15 protein-coding genes and 2 pseudogenes are annotated in these 19,897 nt (G+C 55.4%); 3 read left to right on the top strand and 14 right to left on the bottom strand.

What is annotated here, in order from left to right; all coding sequences use genetic code 11:
• Positions 1–341: 341 nt before the first annotated feature.
• The 6 genes and pseudogenes from ACA049_RS01570 to ACA049_RS01545 form a co-directional block, all read right to left on the bottom strand.
• Positions 342–1,373, bottom strand: coding sequence for a sensor histidine kinase (locus ACA049_RS01570; RefSeq protein ID WP_497332608.1), 1,032 nt, complete (start codon positions 1,371–1,373; stop codon positions 342–344).
• A 9-nt stretch (positions 1,374–1,382) separates the two neighbouring features.
• Positions 1,383–2,858 (bottom strand): ATPase domain-containing protein, encoded by a 1,476-nt coding sequence (locus tag ACA049_RS01565; RefSeq protein WP_497332606.1) that lies wholly within the window; start codon positions 2,856–2,858, stop codon positions 1,383–1,385.
• A complete protein-coding gene (locus ACA049_RS01560) occupies positions 2,855–3,289 on the bottom strand; it encodes a hypothetical protein (RefSeq protein WP_497332604.1) in 435 nt (144 codons plus the stop codon). The genes ACA049_RS01565 and ACA049_RS01560 overlap by 4 nt, the downstream gene beginning before the upstream one ends.
• A gap of 100 nt (positions 3,290–3,389) precedes the next feature.
• Complete coding sequence (locus ACA049_RS01555; protein ID WP_497336749.1) at positions 3,390–3,926, bottom strand: hypothetical protein; 537 nt, start codon at positions 3,924–3,926, stop codon at positions 3,390–3,392.
• 185 nt (positions 3,927–4,111) lie between these two features.
• Positions 4,112–4,240: pseudogene (locus ACA049_RS01550) on the bottom strand (transcriptional regulator); the annotation flags it as partial.
• 1,006 nt (positions 4,241–5,246) lie between these two features.
• The gene (locus ACA049_RS01545; RefSeq protein WP_497332602.1) at positions 5,247–6,179 is read right to left on the bottom strand and encodes a GGDEF domain-containing protein; all 933 of its coding nucleotides are present in this window, start codon (positions 6,177–6,179) and stop codon (positions 5,247–5,249) included.
• 604 nt (positions 6,180–6,783) lie between these two features.
• Between ACA049_RS01545 and ACA049_RS01540 the strand changes: the two genes are divergently transcribed.
• Together ACA049_RS01540 and ACA049_RS01535 are read left to right on the top strand one after the other, a co-directional pair.
• Positions 6,784–7,470, top strand: a complete 687-nt coding sequence (locus ACA049_RS01540; protein WP_497332600.1) for an N-acetyltransferase — start codon at positions 6,784–6,786, stop codon at positions 7,468–7,470.
• A gap of 404 nt (positions 7,471–7,874) precedes the next feature.
• On the top strand, positions 7,875–9,776 hold the full coding sequence (locus ACA049_RS01535) for a potassium transporter Kup (RefSeq protein ID WP_497332598.1): 1,902 nt from the start codon (positions 7,875–7,877) through the stop codon (positions 9,774–9,776).
• 49 nt (positions 9,777–9,825) lie between these two features.
• On the opposite strand, the pseudogene ACA049_RS01530 reads toward ACA049_RS01535, so the two are convergent.
• The 6 genes and pseudogenes from ACA049_RS01530 to ACA049_RS01505 form a co-directional block, all read right to left on the bottom strand.
• Positions 9,826–10,548, bottom strand: a pseudogene (locus tag ACA049_RS01530) (anti-sigma factor).
• Positions 10,549–11,214: 666 nt separating this feature from the next.
• Positions 11,215–11,820 carry a hypothetical protein gene (locus tag ACA049_RS01525; RefSeq protein WP_497332596.1) on the bottom strand — a complete coding sequence of 202 codons (606 nt, stop codon included), beginning with the start codon at positions 11,818–11,820 and terminating at the stop codon, positions 11,215–11,217.
• Entirely contained in the window at positions 11,817–12,389 is a 573-nt protein-coding gene (locus ACA049_RS01520; protein ID WP_497332594.1) for a hypothetical protein, read from the bottom strand. The genes ACA049_RS01525 and ACA049_RS01520 overlap by 4 nt, the downstream gene beginning before the upstream one ends.
• Positions 12,386–14,074, bottom strand: a complete 1,689-nt coding sequence (locus tag ACA049_RS01515; protein WP_497332592.1) for a DUF3987 domain-containing protein — start codon at positions 14,072–14,074, stop codon at positions 12,386–12,388. Before ACA049_RS01515 ends, ACA049_RS01520 begins: the two co-directional genes overlap by 4 nt.
• On the bottom strand, positions 14,071–15,141 hold the full coding sequence (locus ACA049_RS01510) for a toprim domain-containing protein (RefSeq protein WP_497332590.1): 1,071 nt from the start codon (positions 15,139–15,141) through the stop codon (positions 14,071–14,073). Before ACA049_RS01510 ends, ACA049_RS01515 begins: the two co-directional genes overlap by 4 nt.
• 752 nt (positions 15,142–15,893) lie before the next feature.
• Positions 15,894–17,342 carry a tyrosine-type recombinase/integrase gene (locus tag ACA049_RS01505; protein ID WP_497332588.1) on the bottom strand — a complete coding sequence of 483 codons (1,449 nt, stop codon included), beginning with the start codon at positions 17,340–17,342 and terminating at the stop codon, positions 15,894–15,896.
• 525 nt (positions 17,343–17,867) lie between these two features.
• Between ACA049_RS01505 and ACA049_RS01500 the strand changes: the two genes are divergently transcribed.
• Positions 17,868–18,080, top strand: coding sequence for a hypothetical protein (locus tag ACA049_RS01500; RefSeq protein ID WP_497332586.1), 213 nt, complete (start codon positions 17,868–17,870; stop codon positions 18,078–18,080).
• A 159-nt stretch (positions 18,081–18,239) separates the two neighbouring features.
• Here ACA049_RS01500 and ACA049_RS01495 read toward each other — a convergent pair whose 3' ends face one another.
• Both ACA049_RS01495 and ACA049_RS01490 read right to left on the bottom strand, forming a co-directional pair.
• Entirely contained in the window at positions 18,240–19,082 is an 843-nt protein-coding gene (locus ACA049_RS01495) for an oxidoreductase (protein ID WP_497332584.1), read from the bottom strand.
• Positions 19,083–19,149: 67 nt separating this feature from the next.
• Complete coding sequence (locus ACA049_RS01490) at positions 19,150–19,860, bottom strand: SDR family NAD(P)-dependent oxidoreductase (RefSeq protein ID WP_497332582.1); 711 nt, start codon at positions 19,858–19,860, stop codon at positions 19,150–19,152.
• Positions 19,861–19,897 lie beyond the last annotated feature (37 nt).

The following is a 19,897-nucleotide window of genomic DNA, read 5'->3' as shown; positions in this document are numbered from 1 at the left end:
TGAGATGTGAACTCCAAGCTGAATACGCGTCCGAATGTCGCGTTACAGCCGCACTCCACCTTTCACCGGAAAGCTCACGAGCTGAGACCAACATCATCATTTTGTTAACAGCTGCATCCAGGTCTAAAAGCAGCTCATGAGATTTAAATCTAAAGTCGTCCGCTGCGTTCATGTCGGATCCTGTACTCAGCGGGCCTGACTCGAAGTTGAGTTGCAGTGCCCACCAAGCATCTTGATTGCGGTTTTTAATGGATAAGCCATAGCGATGGACGGCCGTCGTATTGTCTGGCGGGATCTGGCCCGTGCCCCTGGACTCAGATAGATCAGTGTCCAGGCCTTGTTTATCTGCTTGAATGGATCACCAACGGAAACGTGACAACGAACTCGCTACCCTTGCCATCTCCCTCGCTCATGCCGGCAACCTCGCCACCGTGCGCCTCAACCAGCTCGCGGACTACCGTCAATCCGATGCCCAAGCCTGAACCATTGAAGCCGACGGCATGCACGTCTTGCACATAGGGGTCGAAAATAAACGGGAGCGCTTTAGCGGAAATACCGATTCCATTGTCGGAAATCTTTATCTTCAAAACGTCGGACGCTACTGTTAAAGACAGTTCGATTCTACCGTGAGTCGGTGTGTATTTAGCCGCATTCGCTAGAAGGTTTTGGAGAATCTGCGCGAGGCGCCCCGGGTCACCATTGACCATCAAGATGCCATCGGGAAGGTGGGCGTCGAATCGCTGCTCTTGTGCACTCATTAAGGGGCGACACGTATCAATGGCCTCGCGTAGAACTTGAATCATGTCGACATCGCGGCGATTAAGTCGCAACTTACCAGTGCTCGCACGGGAGACGTCCAGCAGATCGTCGACCAGCTGTGACATATGTTGCACTTGGCCTTCGATCATCTCCCGCATCCGAGGCAGTTCGTCACTAGGCATCCGCACCATACGCTCTGCAATCATGCTGATGGGTGTTAATGGGTTACGTAGCTCATGGGCCACCGTCGCCAGTATGCTTTTTTGCTGACTCAGGGCGCGCTCGGCTATAGCCTGAAGGTCTTGTGCGCTGAGCGCGGCTATGACCAGTTGGGCATTAGCCTCACGCAGTTCCTGGTACAAACGTTGCTCTTCCAAGCGAGGGGCGACTATAGCGTCTGACTGCACCAGCAGTTTCGCCGGTACTAGCTGCTGATTAGCCTCAATCACCTGCTCGACCCGCTGACTATCCACCAGTCGGCTGCTGGTGTCGCTCAACTCTTTCTGCAGTGCTGCCAGCACGGCGCGGGCTTCAACGGTTTTCTGGCCAAGCAGGAAGAGTTCGTGAGCAGCATTAGCGATCTCACGTTCATTCGTGCCATCGACATTACTCATGAGTCGGGCTCAAGCATTTTTATCTCCTGGATGTGATACACCTGAAATCCGTCTTGTGGGTCGGCCTCCGAGCAGACCTTCTTGGTCATGAAGCATTTCGCCAATCTGCAGGCCGTTTTCATCGATGTGGTAAAGCCGTAACTCATCAGAGTGGGCGCTAGCCCGAAGCTTGACCACGGCCATGATGCGCAGCAAACGACTCTGCACTTCAATGTAGCGTTGAACGATGATGGCGTCGGTAAGGAACGCTGTGCCGTAAGGGCTAAAACGCAAGTCGGTGTAGCGGTCTTCCAGTTCCGAAGTCATCAGCACAGTTACCCCGGCCCGGGTCAGCGCGGTGACCATACGCGATAGCGATTCACGGAAGTCTTCGCGGAAGGTCGGCGCCAGCGCCAGTTCGAAGCCCGACAACGAATCGATCACCACCCGGGTGGCTTTCAGTCGGCTGATCTCGCTGAGCAGCAACTGCACGATTTCGTCGATGGACAAGTCTGGTGCACGACTGTCCACCAAGCCGACCTGACCGCTTTGGATCAACTGAATGAGGGCGGCATTTTGAAAATGATTGGGCCGTTGTTCGAACACCGCGATCACACCGGTTTCGCCGTTGCGTGCGCCTTCTGCGAGGAACGTCGCTGCCAGGATGCTTTTGCCCGACCCCGACGGCCCGGCCACTAGCAATGAATAACCACGGGGCAGGCCGCCACCCAGCATCTCGTCGAGCTGTGGCACGCCCATTTTCAGGCGCTTGATGGGGATCTCCAGCGGCGCTTCAACCGGGTTGAGTGGCGCGGGTGCAAACACCTTGATACCCGACGTCGCAATGCGGAAGGTGTGCAGTCCCGGTAATGTTGGCTGTCCGCGCATTTTCATGATTTCTATCTTGCGCACCATCGAGTTGCGCTGCACGCTCTGACGCAGCCAGATCAAGCCATCGGCCACAGTGAAAATCGGGTTGGTGTCTGTTTCGGTAAAGTATTCGCCAATCAGGAAGGTCGTCGCCTGCCAGGTGGTCATCAACATGCCCAGTTGCTGAACGAATTGCGGCAGGTTGTTGTTGGGGTTGTCCTGGGTCTGGCTGGCCAGCACCACCGAACGGAACGAGTCGACGAACACCAGCGCCGGGGAGTACGCCTCCACCTCGCTGACGATGCGCCGCAGCACTTCGTCCAGATTCCCGGCCAGGGTGTCGTCGGTCAGGTTGATATAGCGGATCGACTGGTTGATCGCTTCGCTGTCGAAAAAGTCGAATTGCTGCTGATAACGCAACATCTTCAGCGGCGGCTCGCCCAGTACGGTAAAGAACAGCGCCGGGCGCTCGGGCGTCGCCAGGGCAAACATCATCTGGTGCGCTAGGGTAGTTTTGCCGCAACCCGGCGGGCCGGCGATCAGGTTGAACGAAAACTCCGGCAGTCCTCCGCCCAGCACCTCGTCCAGTCCTGGCACACCGGTGGCCAGGCGGTTGATAGTCACTTTGCTGCTCATGGCGAATTTTCCTGCGAAGGGGTGTCGCTCAATAAAGGTTCCCACATACCACGAAGCAAACGTGCGGTGAGCGAGGGCCCAATCAGCGTGGTCAGCAGTGCGTAAAAGGTAGTCAGCAACACTTCACCGAAAAACAGCGCATCGGCGTCGCTTTGCTCAACGATTACGGATTTGAGGGCAATCAGATCCATGCCTGCCTGCGCTCTGTCACAGGTGCCGGCCAGTCGCGGATGAGTGGAAACGCACAGATTGAGGCTGCGGCGATAAAGCGCGACAACCCCTTGCTGGCCAATGATGGGCCGGAGGGCTGCATCCATATCCTGCAAGGTTGAAATAATTGCGTGGGCGGTCTTTGCAAGATCAGCAATGTCACCGACCCGGCGCGCCAGAGAAGCTACGATCTGGCGGCCCTCTTCGCTTTCCCTGGACATGGCTCACTAATTTTTGATGGGCACCTATCGATGGTACACCCTATAACCTGTGATCGAGTTTTCATTTGGGCGCAGAGCTGATGATGTCCGAATATCTCTCTCAAGCACCTAGTTTGGTGATTTGAATACAAACCGACCAAATGCCAAGCAATACCCAGAACGTCGCAAAGATCCAAGGTGTGCGCACCGAAAATAGCAACGCCTTTCGATACCCCTTTTGCGTGGACTCTCTCTCACAAAATAAAGGCGATTCGTCATACGCCAACCCCATTAAAGGCTCGCTATGCAATAGCTCACTCTGCTTGAAATGCCAATGGCCGATAATGTCGTATGCCGCACGAATACCAGGCCAAGCATTCAACGAACTTAGCACTCCAAGCAACGTAAGAAACGGTGGTACTACCAGCGTGAACAACTTGCCCCATTCGGGGTTGAGATTGCCCATAGAAGAGGCAAATGCGATGACCAAAAAAGACTGAGATGCCAAAAAGGCGTCAGTTCGATTAGCCAAGATTCTGGTTTCGTACTGAATCTCTCTTCGGTAAAAATCCAAGCGCTCCTTTGGCGATCCGAACATCCTGGCATTGTGCTCGTTTAGTGCAGTCTCACTTATCTGGGAAGTCAAAATTCTCGGCACGGTGGGTTCATCCTTATCAAACATATGAAGCCGGCTTACCACCCATCCCAACCTGCGAATTGAACTGGACTTCTCCCACGTTAGCATTGGTACTCACTAACATCTGTGTTAGCCGGACGTTTATCTGCATTCCTCCGCAACGCCAAAAAAAATGGCATCTCGGCCGTTTTGTACTCAAACTAATTTCACTTGGAAAGCCAGGACACTACGGTGTCGGAGCCATATTTCGCTTTCCACTCTTTCAATGTATTTTGGTTACCGCCTTTGGTTTCGATAACCTCGCCGGTAAGCGGATTTTTGTAGACTTTTACCCGCAAGGATTGCTCAACATGTCGCAGATAAAAACTGTCGCCACTTCGTACTCATGATGTATTTCTAACTCTTTTGCTAAAAACTTCTTGCAGGCTCATACGACTCTCCTGCATCAGACAAAAAAGCATTGATCGAGATTGTCTATCTCAGCTAGTGAGCCCGTACTTTTCAGAGTCTGCAATTTAAATACTAGTGTTAGGCGTATTCATAAAGGCATCCCAGCTTTCATAGGCGTCGTGCTGCCTCTTGCTGGCAAAATCCCAGTCGGGGCCTGTAACGCATTTGGATGTCACCAGAGTCATCATTTCCATCGTAGCGGCGTCGAGCTCTATCAGGAGCTCTTGTGATTTCATCCTAAAATCTTCGATCGATGCCATTAGCTTTGCCTCGGCGCGGAGGTCACCGCCATTGAGAAACAATTGTTCCTCAAGCGGTGGAGTACGAACACGCCAAATAATTCATACCGTCTGATCGCTGGTTCGTTTAGCCCCGAATCTTCTCCGTCAAAGTCAGCCTCTATAGCGGGACGGAAGAGTCGTGCATGAAAGAAGGGAGCGGCCCGATCTTTGTCCTCGCGTTTGAAAGCGACGCGGATCAGTCGATGTCGCCGACAATGTGCAGAGCGCGCTGGACGCCATCACAGAAACGAAAAGTTCATCAAGCTAACGCTCGCGGTATTGATGTGCCCCGGCGTTACGGCTTTCGGCCGAGGCTGTGAAAAAAGTTTTTGAGCGCGACAGGTATTCAAAATCGGACTGAAAATCGCGCTTCTACGCGAAATCCACATCTGCTGACGTGCCGATAAATTTCAGATTTAACGTAGACGCGCACAATTCAATTTTGGCGAAGCGTTTTTACACACTCTGGGCCATAAGCGGTCGGTCGTGACCGTCCGCTTATGGCCGATTGCTGCCGGCCACGACCAGCCCTGGGCGACCAAAAGTGCCCTTCAAGGGGGGCGACATGATGGTGATACAAACGCCATTTTTCCAAGTTTACGTACAGGAACTAAAGACTAAAATATTGATCTCTTCCACGTTCCTTAGCTATATAGAGAGCTTTATCAGCTTGTGCCAGTAGTACTTTAGACTGGTGCAGTGGACCAAATGTATGAACTGAAAAACCGATGCTTATAGTCAAGTAGCCTGTACTGGAAGCGGAGTGCGGTATTTTCAAATTTCGCACTCGTTGACATAGCGACTTGACATACAGAGCGGCCTGGTCTTTCTCCATGCCGTTGGACAGAATTACAAATTCTTCGCCGCCATACCTGGCTGCAAAGTCAGAGCCTCGCTGGAAGGACTTATTCAAACTATCTGCAACACGTATTAGCGCTTCATCGCCAGCTTGATGTCCATAAATATCATTGAATGATTTGAAGTGATCAACATCAATCATCGCAAGAGTCAATGAGTCGCCATTGCGGCATGCAATTTTACATTGAATTTCGAACTGCGTATCAAAAAAACGACGATTGTAAATGCCTGTGAGCCCATCTTTTATGGATAATTGCTCGAAGTGCACTTTCATTTCCTCGAGAGACTGATGCTCGTCGCGAAGTTGCTGCTGTATTATAACTCTAGGTGTTACATCTTTTTGGATTCCAATAAAGTTGGTTACTGCCCCGCCCTCATCATAAATTGGCGATATGCTTAATTCGTTCCAGAACATAGTTCCATCCTTGCGGTAGTTCCGCAAGGTTACGAGGCAGTACTCACCTTTTTTAACGGCATTGTGAACAACTTCCAGCTCAGGCTGTTTTCGATCGCTTCCTTGTAGGTATCGACAGTTAATGTTAGTAATTTCTTCGAAGGAGTAGCCAGTCATGCGCTCAAAAGCAGGATTTACAAAAATCAACGGATTGTCGTCGATGCAATTGTCGGAGATGGTAATGCCGTCTCGTGAGTCCATAACCGCTTGCTTAAGAATTTCAATTTTCATGTAGAGTCCGCTAGCCGGATCAAAGGGAGGGCGCTGTTTTCAAGGAAAATAACATCTAGATATCAAAATTCATTTAATTAATTTATTTACAAGTGTAGCCGCTGGAAAAATATAACGACTGTTTTTCTATACTATTCGATAATGGTCGGGATTGATTTCGGTCAAAAGCTCCGCTGAAACGGCCTTAGCTGCGCTGAATCGCATCAGAAATGACATTACATTGGGGCACATTGACGCTAGCCGTATTACGGGCTAAACCGGTCACTTCTTGCGCGACCGCCTGATGATAGGCAGCTTCTGGCCGATTGTTGCCTGTCGCGAAGGGCTGAGTGGCTAAGAATCGTCTGCAACAATGACTTAGACTCATTCAGCGCCAGCAGAATATTTTGTTACAAAGCTGTTGATGTCTTTTTGATATGCGCCTGTTGCGCTGATCTATACCCACTTCAGCGCATGGCTCTTGTTGGCTCTTCATCGCAAGAGTCGCATTGGTTGCAGCCCGTTAGCTGTTCGAACACCCTAAATGGCCGATTCAGCTTGTCCATCGCGCATACACTCACCAAACACTTTTGTAACAACGCCCCTAACTCCACCGGGAGGCATCATGAGTGCATTGCAGAAGCTACAAGACCGAATCAAACAAAAAGGCCTGCGTCGCACCGTCAATACTCTGTGGGAGCGCTATGTGTTTTTCCACTGGGAGTTACTGTGGATGGAGCGTGACTTGGTCACGTCGGTTCCGCCTCACAAGCTCAGGCCCTATTCGGGATTACGCTTGGTCGACATCGATACCCATAACGCGGATGCGTTCGCCAAGCACTTTGGCGACCGAGTGGAAACCATGCGCGAACTGGCCGCCGAAGGGCATACCGGACATATGTACCTGGACGACAAGGGCGATGCCGTGGCCTTTATTTGGGGTAGCAAACGCAATTACCATGATCGCCACTATTACGGTTGCTGGTTCCCGGTCAAAGAAGGTGAGTTCTTCGAGTTCGGGGGCGAGATGACGCGGCCTTACTTCGGGACGGCCCTTTCAGTCGATGCCCAAATCAGTCTGTGGCAGGCCATGCAGGCGCAAGGCTGTGACAAAGTGGTGGACGTCTGCGAGACGCACAACATTCCTGCGCTCAAATTGCACCTCCGCATGGGGTACCACGAGCAGGGTCGGGTCATGCATGTCTACGGTTTATTCGGGCGCTGGCGTTTATTCCGCGAATCCCGCTACAGCGGCTCGCGACTCGATATCCTTTGCAAACCTGGGCGTCCCACGGTGGCCGCGCCAGCGTGAGATGCAAAAACTGAGACCGATTGCTTCCGCATGAGCACCGCGTTGTCGATCCCGCCACCAGTTGTTGTTCTTTAGGAATAATCAACAGGTGGTTGAATCCGGCCCTCCCTCGTCAACTCCGAAGTTTTCGCACCGTGAATTCCTCTTGTTCGATGCTGGCAGGGTGTCATGCACCAGCACATAGAAAACTCAGCCCAGACCGATGTGGCGCTTAAGTGTCCGGAAAAATTAAGGTCGGATCTGCCGTAAAATTTTTACGCTTTCTTTACGGTAGGTGATTTTGCCCGCAACGATACTGGCCGCGATTTTTTGATCGTCCATGCGCCTTGCTTTCCGATGGCCTTGGAAATGTATTGCCCAAGGATGGCGTGCAGTAACTCCCCGTGAATTGAGAGAAGCGCCCTTTGAGTCAGACAGCTACCGTTGCAAACGAAGAGTCCCAATCCAAAACCTCAGGAGTGGGCTTACTCGTCGCTGCTGTCGGAGTGGTTTACGGGGACATTGGCACCAGCCCCCTCTACACGCTGAAAGAAGTGTTTTCCGGCCACTACGGCGTGCAGGTGAATCAGGACGGCGTGCTGGGTATTCTGTCGTTGATCTTTTGGTCGCTGATCTGGGTCGTCTCGATCAAGTATGTGCTGTTCATCCTGCGTGCCAATAACCAGGGTGAGGGCGGCATCATGGCGTTGACGGCTTTGGCCCGCCGCGCAGCCACCCCTTATCCGCACATGAGCAAGGTACTGGTCCTGCTCGGCCTGTTTGGGGCGGCGCTTTTTTACGGGGACAGCATGATTACCCCGGCGATTTCAGTGCTCTCTGCGGTTGAGGGGTTACAGCTGGCGTTTGATGGGATCGAGCACTGGGTTGTGCCCCTGTCCGTGATCGTGCTGGTGGCGCTGTTCCTGATACAGAAACACGGCACTGCTCGCATTGGGATTTTGTTTGGCCCGGTCATGGTGCTGTGGTTTGTGGTGTTGGGTGCGCTCGGGGTCTACGGCATTTTGCAGCGCCCCGAAGTGCTGCAAGCGCTCAACCCTGCTTGGGCGGTGCAGTTCTTCGTCGTTCATCCGGGAATGGGTGTGGCGATTTTGGGCGCCGTCGTGTTGGCATTGACCGGTGCTGAAGCGCTCTATGCCGACATGGGCCACTTTGGTCGCAAACCGATTTCCCGTGCCTGGTTCATTTTGGTGTTGCCAGGGCTGGTGCTCAATTATTTTGGCCAGGGGGCCCTGATCCTGGAGAACCCGGAGGCTGTGCGCAATCCGTTCTATCTGCTCGCGCCGAGTTGGGCACTGCTGCCGATGGTCGCGCTTTCCACACTTGCGACCATCATCGCTTCTCAAGCCGTGATCTCCGGTGCTTTCTCCCTGACGCGCCAGGCTATCCAGCTAGGGTACGTCCCTCGGATGTTTATCCAGCACACCTCCAGCCAGGAGCAGGGGCAGATTTACATCGGTACGGTTAACTGGGCATTGATGGTCGGTGTCGTGCTGCTGGTGATCGGTTTCGAGTCGTCCAGTGCCTTGGCTGCTGCCTATGGGGTCGCGGTGACGGGCACTATGTTGATCACCACCATATTATCTTCGGCTGTCGTCCTACTGCTTTGGAAAACCCCGCGCTGGCTGGCGATTCCGATGCTGCTTGGTTTTCTGCTGGTTGACAGTCTGTATTTCGCCGCCAATGCGCCGAAGATTTTCCAAGGTGGTGCGTTCCCTGTGATCGCTGGCATTGGCCTGTTCATCTTGATGACCACCTGGAAGCGGGGCAGGAAAATCATTGTTGAGCGGCTGGATGAAACCGCGCTACCACTTCCACTATTCATCGGCAGCATCCGTACGCAGCCCCCCCATCGCGTACAAGGTACGGCGGTATTTCTGACGGCCAGGGCCGATGCGGTTCCTCATGCGCTGCTGCACAACTTGCTGCATAACCAAGTCTTGCATGAGCAAGTCGTGCTGCTCACCGTGGTGTCTGAAGACAGTCCTCGCGTTGATGCTGACAAGCGGTTTGAGGTTGAAGCTTATGGCGAAGGGTTTTTCCGGGTCAGTCTCCACTTCGGTTTCATGGAGGAGCCCGACGTACCCATGGCGTTAAGTCTGTGTCACTTGAATGAGCTGGATTTCAGTCCGATGCGCACGACCTATTTCCTCAGCCGGGAGACAGTGATTCCCACCAAGCGCATTGGGATGGCGCGCTGGCGGGAAAGTCTTTTCGCGTTTTTGCTGAAGAACGCCAACAGCAACCTGAAGTATTTCAAACTGCCTCTGAATAGAGTGATTGAGCTGGGAACTCAGGTAGAGATGTGACGGACAAACAAGTCCGCGTTTGCGGACTTTTCCTCTAAGACGCCCGAGGTCAGATCACTTTAACCGCCCGGCCAATGAACTGAATCGGTCCTGTGGGTTTGCCCGTCGGCGATCCATTGGGGTTCTCCAGAGTCAATTCAAAGAGCTGGCTGGATTCCAGCGGAGGTAATTTATCCAGAGGGACTGAAAAGCGTCTGCCCAGGTTTGACCAATCCAAGGGACACCGGTCCTTGCCAGCCGTCCGCTTTGGTCCAGAACTCAAGTGCTTTATCGGAGGGGACTTGCGTTACCCCCAAAGGTATCAGTTGGATTTCCTTTGGGTTGCTCGCTTGAATAACCCAGCCGGGTTCCTGGTTCTGCGGAGCCACTAGAACGACCAGGTAGGTGGTCGGATTCACCGGCGCGGTTCTTGTCAGTAGTACTGTTCCGAGCGAAAGCGTTGCGACGAGACCTGCTCCCGCGAGCCCACGCCATAGCGGAGGGAGGTTCCACCACGAGATTGGCTGCGCGGCGCCGTCACTCGTGATGCTCGCTGTTCATTGCTATTCAAGCTGCGCTCGATTCGCCCCCAGAGCAGCGGAGTAGGGGGTTGCGGTTCAGCCAGTTCGGTCAACGCAAACAATCGCTGTTCCCACGCATCTACAGCAGCTCGCAAATCGGCCTCCTGAGCGAGGCGCTTTTGTATCTCGATGCGTTGCTCGTCCGGCAACGTGCCTAACACATACTCACTCGCCAGTTCGTCAATATTGTCGGAGTTGTCCCCCTCGCACAAACTGCCCCGTATTGGTCAAGGCAGTTGTAAACGATGGTCAGTACCAAGCCAGTTTTTGCTAATAGACTGGCCCGTTCACTTGGCCGCTTGGCGAAGGCCCGCGCTCGTACTGGTTAAGAAAGTATGAGTTCTCACGTCCCTCAGGGGGCGATAATCACCAATCGCTTTGTGACGATTGCTCAAACAGCTCAATGGTTCTGATTGGGACCACGTTTGCTCCGGTTTCTTTTTGAAAGCGATCAGCACGGGAGTAGTCGGCTCTTAGGGAGGAGTTTTACGCGGGCTCCCGATTGCGATGTTTTTTGATTGTCTCGCTGGGAAATTTTGGGTGATTCACTCATCGGGTCGACCCTATCAGGGGGGATATCCCTATTCAGTGTTTTTTAGGTGCACCTCAGGTGCAACACATAACCGGACAAAACGGAACGGACGAGTCTTGATTTCAAGACTTAGGAGAGGTGTTTTTCGTTGCACTTTGTAGGGATAACTCAAAGTGATACGTGCCAATAAATTCGGAGCGGGTAAGCACTTGGTAATCGCCATCCGTGGCGCTCCGCTCAGTCCAAAATCTCGCGACGAATCTTGTCCTGCTCTCGCAGCTCTTCTGCCAGCTCCCGCAGCAGCGGTCTGATCCCTCCTTTCCAGGCATTGCTCGATGAAGCGGCCTTACCCTCGGCGCTTCGCGGCCCGGTGCTTCGTTCCCAAGGTCGCCATTGCCGGATCAGCTCCGCCTGCCGCGCCCGTCGCTCGGGCGTCCAGCCGTTCGCCATGCTCAACCTCCAATAGTTCGTTCTGCGCTTTTTTGGTTTTCCGCGTGCGCGCGGGCTTCTCTTGAATACCGTTATTGACCTGGATCTGATTGCCGATGTTCGCCTGCTTCACGAAAGCGACCTGCTTGGGGGTTTTAAGTTCGCCCAAGGTCTGCAAGGTGGCCCGGGCCTGGTTCTGAGCCTTAAGTGCGAGACGCATGTAGGACTCCAGCCCGCTCATTTGTTTAGCCGACAGTGCACGAGTCGTGAGCTGCGTGAACAGAACGTTCAGAGTATGAGCCTGCGCCACTAGCATGTTTTCTGCTTGAGTCATGTCACCGTTGTTGATTGCAGCCGTCTGCCGGCTCAATTCGAGGATGACCTCGGTAAACGGCGTCCCGCCGATTAGGTTACTGCTGACAAGCAATGCGGCGCTCAGGCACTCCGGAGTCAGATAATTAATGGCGAGGGCCTGCTCCTCCGTCTCCGCCATGGCGAACTTCTTTGCCGGGATATTACTCATTCGCTCGCCTCCATCGGGGTGTTGTTATAACGCTGGCGCAGATCAACACCAGCCGGACAGTAACGGCCGGTTGCCGCATGGCAGACGCGGCAGCTCATCAGATGGTTGGTGTGTGCCGCATCGGCCTCTCGCCATGCCTGTGACGCCGTAGCGGCGGTGTGGATGATGTGCTGCGGCTTAACCTCCTCCACGGCGTGCATCTCGACCGATTGCTCGACCCGCCGCGGCCGGTCGATCCACGCCGGGCTAGTGCGGATGATGTTGGCCACCAGCACGACATCCGCATCGGCCAGTTCGACAAGGTCGTGCGACTCCAAATGCCGCTCTTCCAGCACTACGGCTGGACGGGTCTCGAGCAGGTGTGCGACGCGCGAAAGCCAGTGACTCCACGGCATCGAGTCGTTGGCCGCATTCAGAGCGATGATGATCTCGATCTTATGCGCGGCCAACTCGACCAGCAAATCGTCAGACGGCGGATGAACCGCACGCAGTTGCAGGCAGCCATCCTGGCTGACCACCATCTCGACGCCGACCTCACTCGCGCGGTGCATCAGCTCGGCGGCGCTCAAAGCTTCATCTCCCACATCTGTGCGCTTTTCGCATTTGCGGATGCAGGGAACTGCGGATTCTGCGGATTCTGCGGAAGGCCGTGCAAATGCTTGGCTTCAGCGTGCGGAAGCTCTGCGGAAGTTTGCGGAAGCGCTGTGGATGCTGGATGGACAGCGCGGGTAAACGGTGCAACTTCCGCAACGTTCCGCAGAGCTTCCGCAATCGCAAAGCCACGAAATTGCTGGGTTTCCGCAGAATCCGCAACTTCCGCAAGGGGGTTGATCTTGAATTGCTTGCCGTCGCTGCTCAGTAGGTGGTGGTGCTTCAGCAAAACGGCCAAAACCTTGTCACGCACCTTGGCCGAACGAACCGCAGGCGGCCCCGACTTGCCCAGATCATTAACGTGAAACTCTTGCCAGTCTGCCTTGTGCTTGTGACCGCGCAACCAGCTCATCAGCTCGGAGGCGAGATTCATCTCGGGACAATTCGCACCTGCGTCGATGTAGCGCAGCCACTCATCGAGGGAATAGCGCGCCAGCATGCAGGCGCGACGCATGCAGTCGGCATCGATCTGCTTGACACCCTCATAGCAGCCGAGCACCGCAGCCAGGCGCAACGCCTGTTCGGCGCTTCGGGCGGCGAACGGCTTCAGGCCAGCGAACATCCCGAGCGGCCCGCGCTCGCTTTCGATCTCGTTTCGGAAGTCCACCCATACCTGTTCAGCCTCTGCATCAGGCTCCAAAACGGGTGGGGCGACCTCACCGGTTTCCGGGTCAATATGTTCCGGGCTGGCGGCGATCTCTTTGCAGCGTGACCAGTACGCTTGCAGGCGCGGGTCTGCGTAGGCCTTGCGCTGCAGTGACTCAATAGTGATGAAGCAGGTGCCGGCCAGACTATCCGGCGCCGCAAGCAGGAAGCGTGCAAGGAAGCCCTGCCCGACCAACAACGGATTGCTCAATGCCTCCGCCACGGTTACAGCTTGCGCCATCAAGTGAATGCTCAGACGGCGGTTGTAGGCTACGCCGGAGCCTTCCAAGTTGCCGCGCGAGCGGGTGCGCTCGAACTTCCCCGAACTGAAGGCTGTCGTCAGGCCGCCAAGGGTGGCGGCCACAGTGTCAGCCTTGAGCGAATGACCGCCGAGCATTTGCCCGCCTTCGTCCGTGTCCCAGCTTGCAGCCGCCTTGCCTCGGATGAAATCACCAACCAGCGGCTCGAAAGTCGCATCGCTGTATTGGGTTTTCGGATCGGGCGGCAGCGGGTGTGCAGCCAAGAACTCTTCGCGTGCCTTGCCCTTCAGGCCAGCAGCCATTGTCTCAATCTCGGCGCATGCTTGGCGGTGGCGAGCGCGCGCATCCTTCTCCGCTTCGTCAATCGTCTTGAAGGCCAAATCACGCGCGCTCGACTTGCCCTCCCCCGAATCGAACAGCGACAGCATGAACTGCGAGCAGAGCGCGCCTTCAGGTTTGCCCTTGGGGTGCCAAGCGTTGACCCTGGTCTGCGCCAGATGGGTGACGGCACCAATAACGCATTGCCCGGCGATAGCGGCAGGCACCATTGCATGCTCGACAATGGCTTCGACCGCGCCGCGCATCACTCGGGGCAGAGCGTCCAAGGGATAAGGCGTCGGCGGCGCGGTATCCGGTAGCAGCGGCTTAGGTGCCAGCCCTGTCGGGGTCCGAACCTCGGTCATCAGGGGCGCGTTCATTCCCGATCCTCCAGCAATACAGCCAAATCGTTAAAGTCGGACAGATGCAGCGGCGCATCCTCCGGCCAGGCCGGCAGCACGTACTTCTGGTCGAGCATCGCCGCCGCATGGATGGCAGCCAACTTGCCGGAGTTGGGCTTACCCTCAGCTTCCTTGGCACGGTCATCATCGCCGCCGACGACCAGCACGAGATTGGGATGGAGGCGCTTCAACTCCAAACCAGCCGGCAGCAAGTTACCGGCGCTCATTGCAGCTGCGACACACTTGCCCGTCTGCTCGTGAAGGGTGGCAGCCGTTGCAATGCCCTCGACGATGAAGAGCTCGATGCCGGGCACGATACGCCCGAACAGGCAGTAGCAACCGCTGATACGGCCACCCGAAAGGAAAAGCTTGCTGCCATCGGACTTGATGCGTTGGAGGCTCACCAATTCGCCGCGCCAGTAGATGGGAATCAGCAGCTCGGCGCCGAGCTGACGCAGATGATGGGGTTTGATGCGCTTGCGGACCATGTATGGATGGTTGGGGTCAGCCGGGACAGCGAGCGCCCAGTCGCGACGCGCACTGGCGGCGGACTCCTCCCACTTGGCCCGCGTTTTTTCATCGTCTTGCTGCTGACGCTGTTCACGCTGGCGGGCCATACGCTGGCGCGCGACCTCCTCGTCAACAAGGTCACGCTTGTGGTTACCACCGGACTGCAGCCCGAGTTGTCCAGCAAGGATGCGGGCAGCCTCGATCTGCGAGCAGCCGCGCAGGTAGGCCAGCAGCGACACAAGGTCGCCCCCTTTGTCGCCGCTGGCGAAGTCGTTCCATTTGCCGGTGTGCATGTTGATGCTGAACGACCCGGGCTTACGGTCACCGCGTACCGGGTTGGTCGGCCAGTACTCTTTGCCCTTGCGAGCGCCATCCGGCAGCCAGTCGGCCAGCAGATTTTCCGCCACGCGCAGGGCCGCATCGGCGATGCGTTGAATCTCAAAATGGATCGATGTCTGTGCAAACTCACCGGTGCAGACTTTCTCCAGGCCGAACGCTGCCGGCCCGCGTTGATTCGCGAGTTGTTGGGTAGGCATGGGTTAAGCCTCCTGAGGAGTCAGGAAAGCTTCAACGGACTCAACCGGCCAGCGAACCGAGCGACCGAACCGTACTGCACGTGGGAAGCCAGGCATCTGCGACCAGCGCCACCAAGTCGTGCGGCTGACTTGGTAGCGAGTGCAAAGCTGTGCGGTGGTGCCGAAAGTGCCGGGAATCGGCAGATTGGGTGCTGCAGTGGAAGGACTGACGCTAATGTTTTGTTGACTCATTTTGGGCATCCATTTCGAACTGAATGAGATTCCCCTCAGCGCAGGATAGAAAGTCACGAATGCCGCACGACAAGTCGTAGGATCTACGTCGGTCAGACGGTACGAATTTGCATTGACGCCAAATTCAGGTGACTTACACTCCCAGTGTCTACAAGCTTTGCCTGTAGATATTGAAGCCCGAGTAAAAGCTTCTACCTTGGGGTATGTACTGGCCTTGCTGGTATGCAGAAGGACGTTGTCTCGTCCCCCCAGATCAGCCCTCGGCATTCGCAGTGTCGAGGGCTTTTCTTTGCCTGCATTCCAGCAGCAACTACGTTACCAGCAACCCCCGGCCACAGCGTGCAGGGCGTTTCATCTGGGTGTTGTACGTCTAGCCAGTTGTCGCATAGTAGCGAGGCGTACAGACCATTCAAGTGCACATTAGCGAACTATTCTCGTTTGTAAAATTGTGTCTACGCGCCATACCTGACCATTCAGTTCCATATAGCACCACACGCACTAGAAATTATTTTTTGTTATTTTCAGTTTCCTTTCCTCTTCCTGGCCAGCGGTACCACTTTTGCGGCCTGTTGCTCCCTCAGCACCTTTGCAAGCGCATGCTCGAACAGTTCGATGGCGCGTTGCTTCTCCGGTAACGCCGCCTCGGGGTTATTTCGGTAGTGCGTGTTCGCCACGCCGGTCTGGCCGTGCGCTTGCAGCAGATCGGACAGCTGATCACTGATGCCGTGACGCTGCATCAGTTGAGTGCAGGTGCGGCGCAAGTCGCGGGGCGAGAAGCTGGGGGTCTGCTTCCCATCGATAACCGCATGCTCTGACTTCAGCCAGTCGGCAATGGCATGGCCCGGGCTGCTGACGACGATGTGCTGCTTTCCGGTGGTGGTCCACGGCCAGGGGTGACAGCCGTTGATCTCCTTCACACGCTTCAGAATGGCGACCGCTCGCTCAGTCAACGGGACTAGATGCGGCCTGCCCATCGTTTGACCTCCGCGCCCCTTTCGATGGATCAAGCGTACTGTGCCGACTTCTAGATCGTATTCATCCCAAGTCGTCTGGCAGATGTTGAGAATGCGCTGCCCGCCTGTGGCAATAACGAACTTGAACAGCAGCGCCATGACCTGCCCGACGCCCTCGGTGGTTTCGATTGTCGCCAAGAACTTGCTCAACTCCGCATCCGAAAGCGCCCGGATAGCAGGAGCCGATACTTTTTCGACAGCTACCAGCACGGCCGGGTTGTTCTCTAGGTTGTAGCTCTTGACGCGCGACCTGCCAACCGCGTTCTCGGCACGCAGACCATGGTTGAATGCCGCCGACAAGTACGAACGCATCCGATCAGCCTGTACCTTTGCACCGCGATCCCAGATCGGATTAAGTATGGCGAGAATGTGCTCAGGGCGAATGTCGCGCGCCTTCATCGCCATGATGCTGGCGTGAGGGGCCAGCATATTGGTCTGGTAAAACCGCTCCAGTTCCTTGACGACGCCGGCTGTGGCCTTCACCCGAAGCGATTCGATGTAATCGAGGAATAGCTCTCCGAAGGTGCCGCGTGAAGCTTCGACGTCGGCCAGGTGCTGGCGCTCTCGGGCTTCCTCGTCCGCTTTTAGGCGAGCAGCCTCAACAGCGCGCTCATTTTCGATACGTGCAGCTTCAACGCCTGCTTCCCGCTGCGCCAAGTACGCCTTTACGTCGCCGTGAGCTTTAGCTATCTGGGCCATTGCCGCGGCTTGGTCGCGCAGTTCCGGCAAGGTAAAGCCGACCTCCCGATCTGTGCGCCGATACACTCCTAGCTTGATCAGCACTTGCTTGCCAGCCAGGTGATAGCGGTAGTAGCAAGCAGGCGAGCTTTCGTTCGCACGCTTGAATACCATTGCCCCGGTGCCACGTCCCGGCAAGCTTTCAACCAGAGGTGAGCAGCCAGGAGTCATCCCCCGCACTTTCTGGTCGTTCACAGTCTTCGATGCGTTGCCCGCCATTGATCGCCCCTCGGTCTTGGTCACAGCTTTGGTCACAGCTTCTTGGATGACTTCAGACTACAACGTGCAACGAAGCGAAACAACGAATCGGGCTATTATCCTTTTAAAACGGTGAGTTGCTGGTATTTCGTTACATTCTGAAACTTGAAAAAACCCCGGGACAAGCCGCTTGTAATCAGTAGTTCCCGGGTTCGACTCCTGGTGCCGGCACCATACAAAACGAAGCCCCTGCAGAAATGCAGGGGCTTTGTTGTTTCTGGAGCGTCCACTTTTCGTCCACACAGTGGAACCTGTGGGAGCGGGCTTGCTCGCGATGAGGCCGTCAAACCCAACGACGATCTACTGACCAAGACAAAGGCTGCTTTTCCAAGACACTTGCGTGCGCAATCGATCCATCCAATTCTGCTACCGCGCATCTACATACCTCCCCGAAACGATGAGCGGTTACGGTCGAAAAGCTGTGAGACGGCATAATGACAGCAGTGCTTATGCACAACCCTCTCCGCCGTTGCGAGCCTCTTTGTAATGAACACCGAACGACGTTACTCGATCATCTTGGAGCGCAGCGCCGAGGTGCTGCTTGAACATGCACTCATGGCGCAGATAGAAGCATTTTGGGACGCCAACGATACCCGCTACTTCGGGTTGCGTATGGAGGACGAGCACAGCGCGCACGCACGAGTGATTGTTACGGACGAAGTCCCCGACGACGAAGATGTGGAGCTTTTCTGTCTGTAGCGAATGGGATCCCTCGACATCTACGAGAGCTGGGGGGCGCCCAGATGATTCTCAGATCTATTTTTCAGATCTGGTGCCAACACCAAACATCAAAGCCCTCGTAGAAATACGAGGGCTTTGTTGTTTCTGGGTTCTGGATTTTTATACACCGGCCATCAATCACTCAAACTCCGTCGAAACCGAAAGCTGCTCCCAAGCATCAATTTCCGCCTGAAGCCGAGCCATCTTTTCACGCACCAACCTCACCGCATCCTTACCCAGCAACAGGTGAACCGGCGGCTTTTCAGCTGCGACCAAAGCCAATAACGCTTGCGCTGCTTTGTGCGGATCACCGGCCTGTTTGCCACTCTTCTCTTCCCGCGCCTTGCGCACTGGATCGAACACCGCGTCGTAGTCACTCACGGTGCGACCGGAACGGATCATCGAGCGCCCTGCCCATTCGGTACGAAATGAGCCAGGTGCCACGGCGGTCACGTGGATGCCCAGACATTCGACTTCTTTGGCCAGCGCTTCGCTGACTCCTTCGAGGGCGAATTTACTGCCGCTGTAGTAAGCGATGCCCGGCAAGGTGATGAAGCCGGCCATGGAGGTGATGTTGACGATATGCCCGCTGCGCCGTTCACGCATGCCGGGCAGTACCGCTTTGATCATCGCCACCGCGCCAAACACATTGACGTCGAACTGGCGCTGCATTTCAGTCAGCGGCGACTCCTCGAGAATGCCTTCGTGACCATAGCCGGCGTTGTTCACCAGCACGTCGATCTGCCCCACCTCGCGCAGGACTTCGGCCACCAACGGCTCGATGGCCGGAAAATCGGTGACGTCGAGCACGAACGCTTTAGCTCGATGGGCGTCCAGCGCTTCGAACGCGGCACGCTCGGATTCGCGGCGCACCGTGCCAACCACCGTGTGCCCCGCTAACAGCGCTGCTTGGGAAAAGGCCAGGCCGAAACCTGAACTGACTCCGGTGATCAGGAAAACCTTGTGAACGTGGTTGTTCATGCTGCGTTCTCCAATAAAAACGCCGTCGATATTGATCGACGGCGCTGTGGACAAATCAACGCAGGTCTTAGTGACCGGCGCTCTGACCACCATCGACGTGCAGGATTTCGCCGGTGACGAAGTTGGCATTGTCCAGATACACAACTGCCTGAGCGATGTCGCTGATTTCGCCCATGTGGCCGACCGGGTGCAGACTGCCGAGCGCTGCATGGGTTTCTTCGCCGTGCATCGGCGTCTTGATGATGCCAGGGGAAACTGCGTTCACTCGAATCCCGCGCTTGGCGTACTCAATCGCCAGGGACTTGGTCGCCGCGTTCAAACCACCTTTGGTCAGCGAAGCCAGTACCGACGGCACACCGTCAATCGCGTGGTCGACCAGGCTGGTGGTTATGTTGACGACGTGGCCTTTGCCTTGTTTTTCCATCTCGGTGATTGCGAGTTGGGTGATGTAGAAGAAGCCATTCAGGTTCACCGACAGCACGTTGGCGTAGTCTTCGGCGGTGTAAGCGGTGAACGGCTTGGCAATGAAGATCCCTGCGTTGTTGACCAGAGTATCGATGCGGCCAAAACGTGCGATGGCTTCACGAATCACTTGCTGCGCGACCGCTGGGTCGCCGATGTCGCCCGCCACGGTGAGGATGTCTGGATCGGTGGACGGTTTGATCGAACGCGAAGTAGCGACAACTTTGTAATCCAGTTCACGGAAGGCTTTAACCATGCCTGCGCCGAGGCCTTGGGATGCGCCAGTGATAACGATGACTTTTTTCGAATTGCTCATGATGAACCTCTACTAATTAAGAATGGTTTGAAAAAAC

The sequence above is a fragment of the Pseudomonas sp. LBUM1662 genome, assembly GCF_059695915.1.
This window is presented reverse-complemented; position numbering and strand designations above follow the sequence as displayed.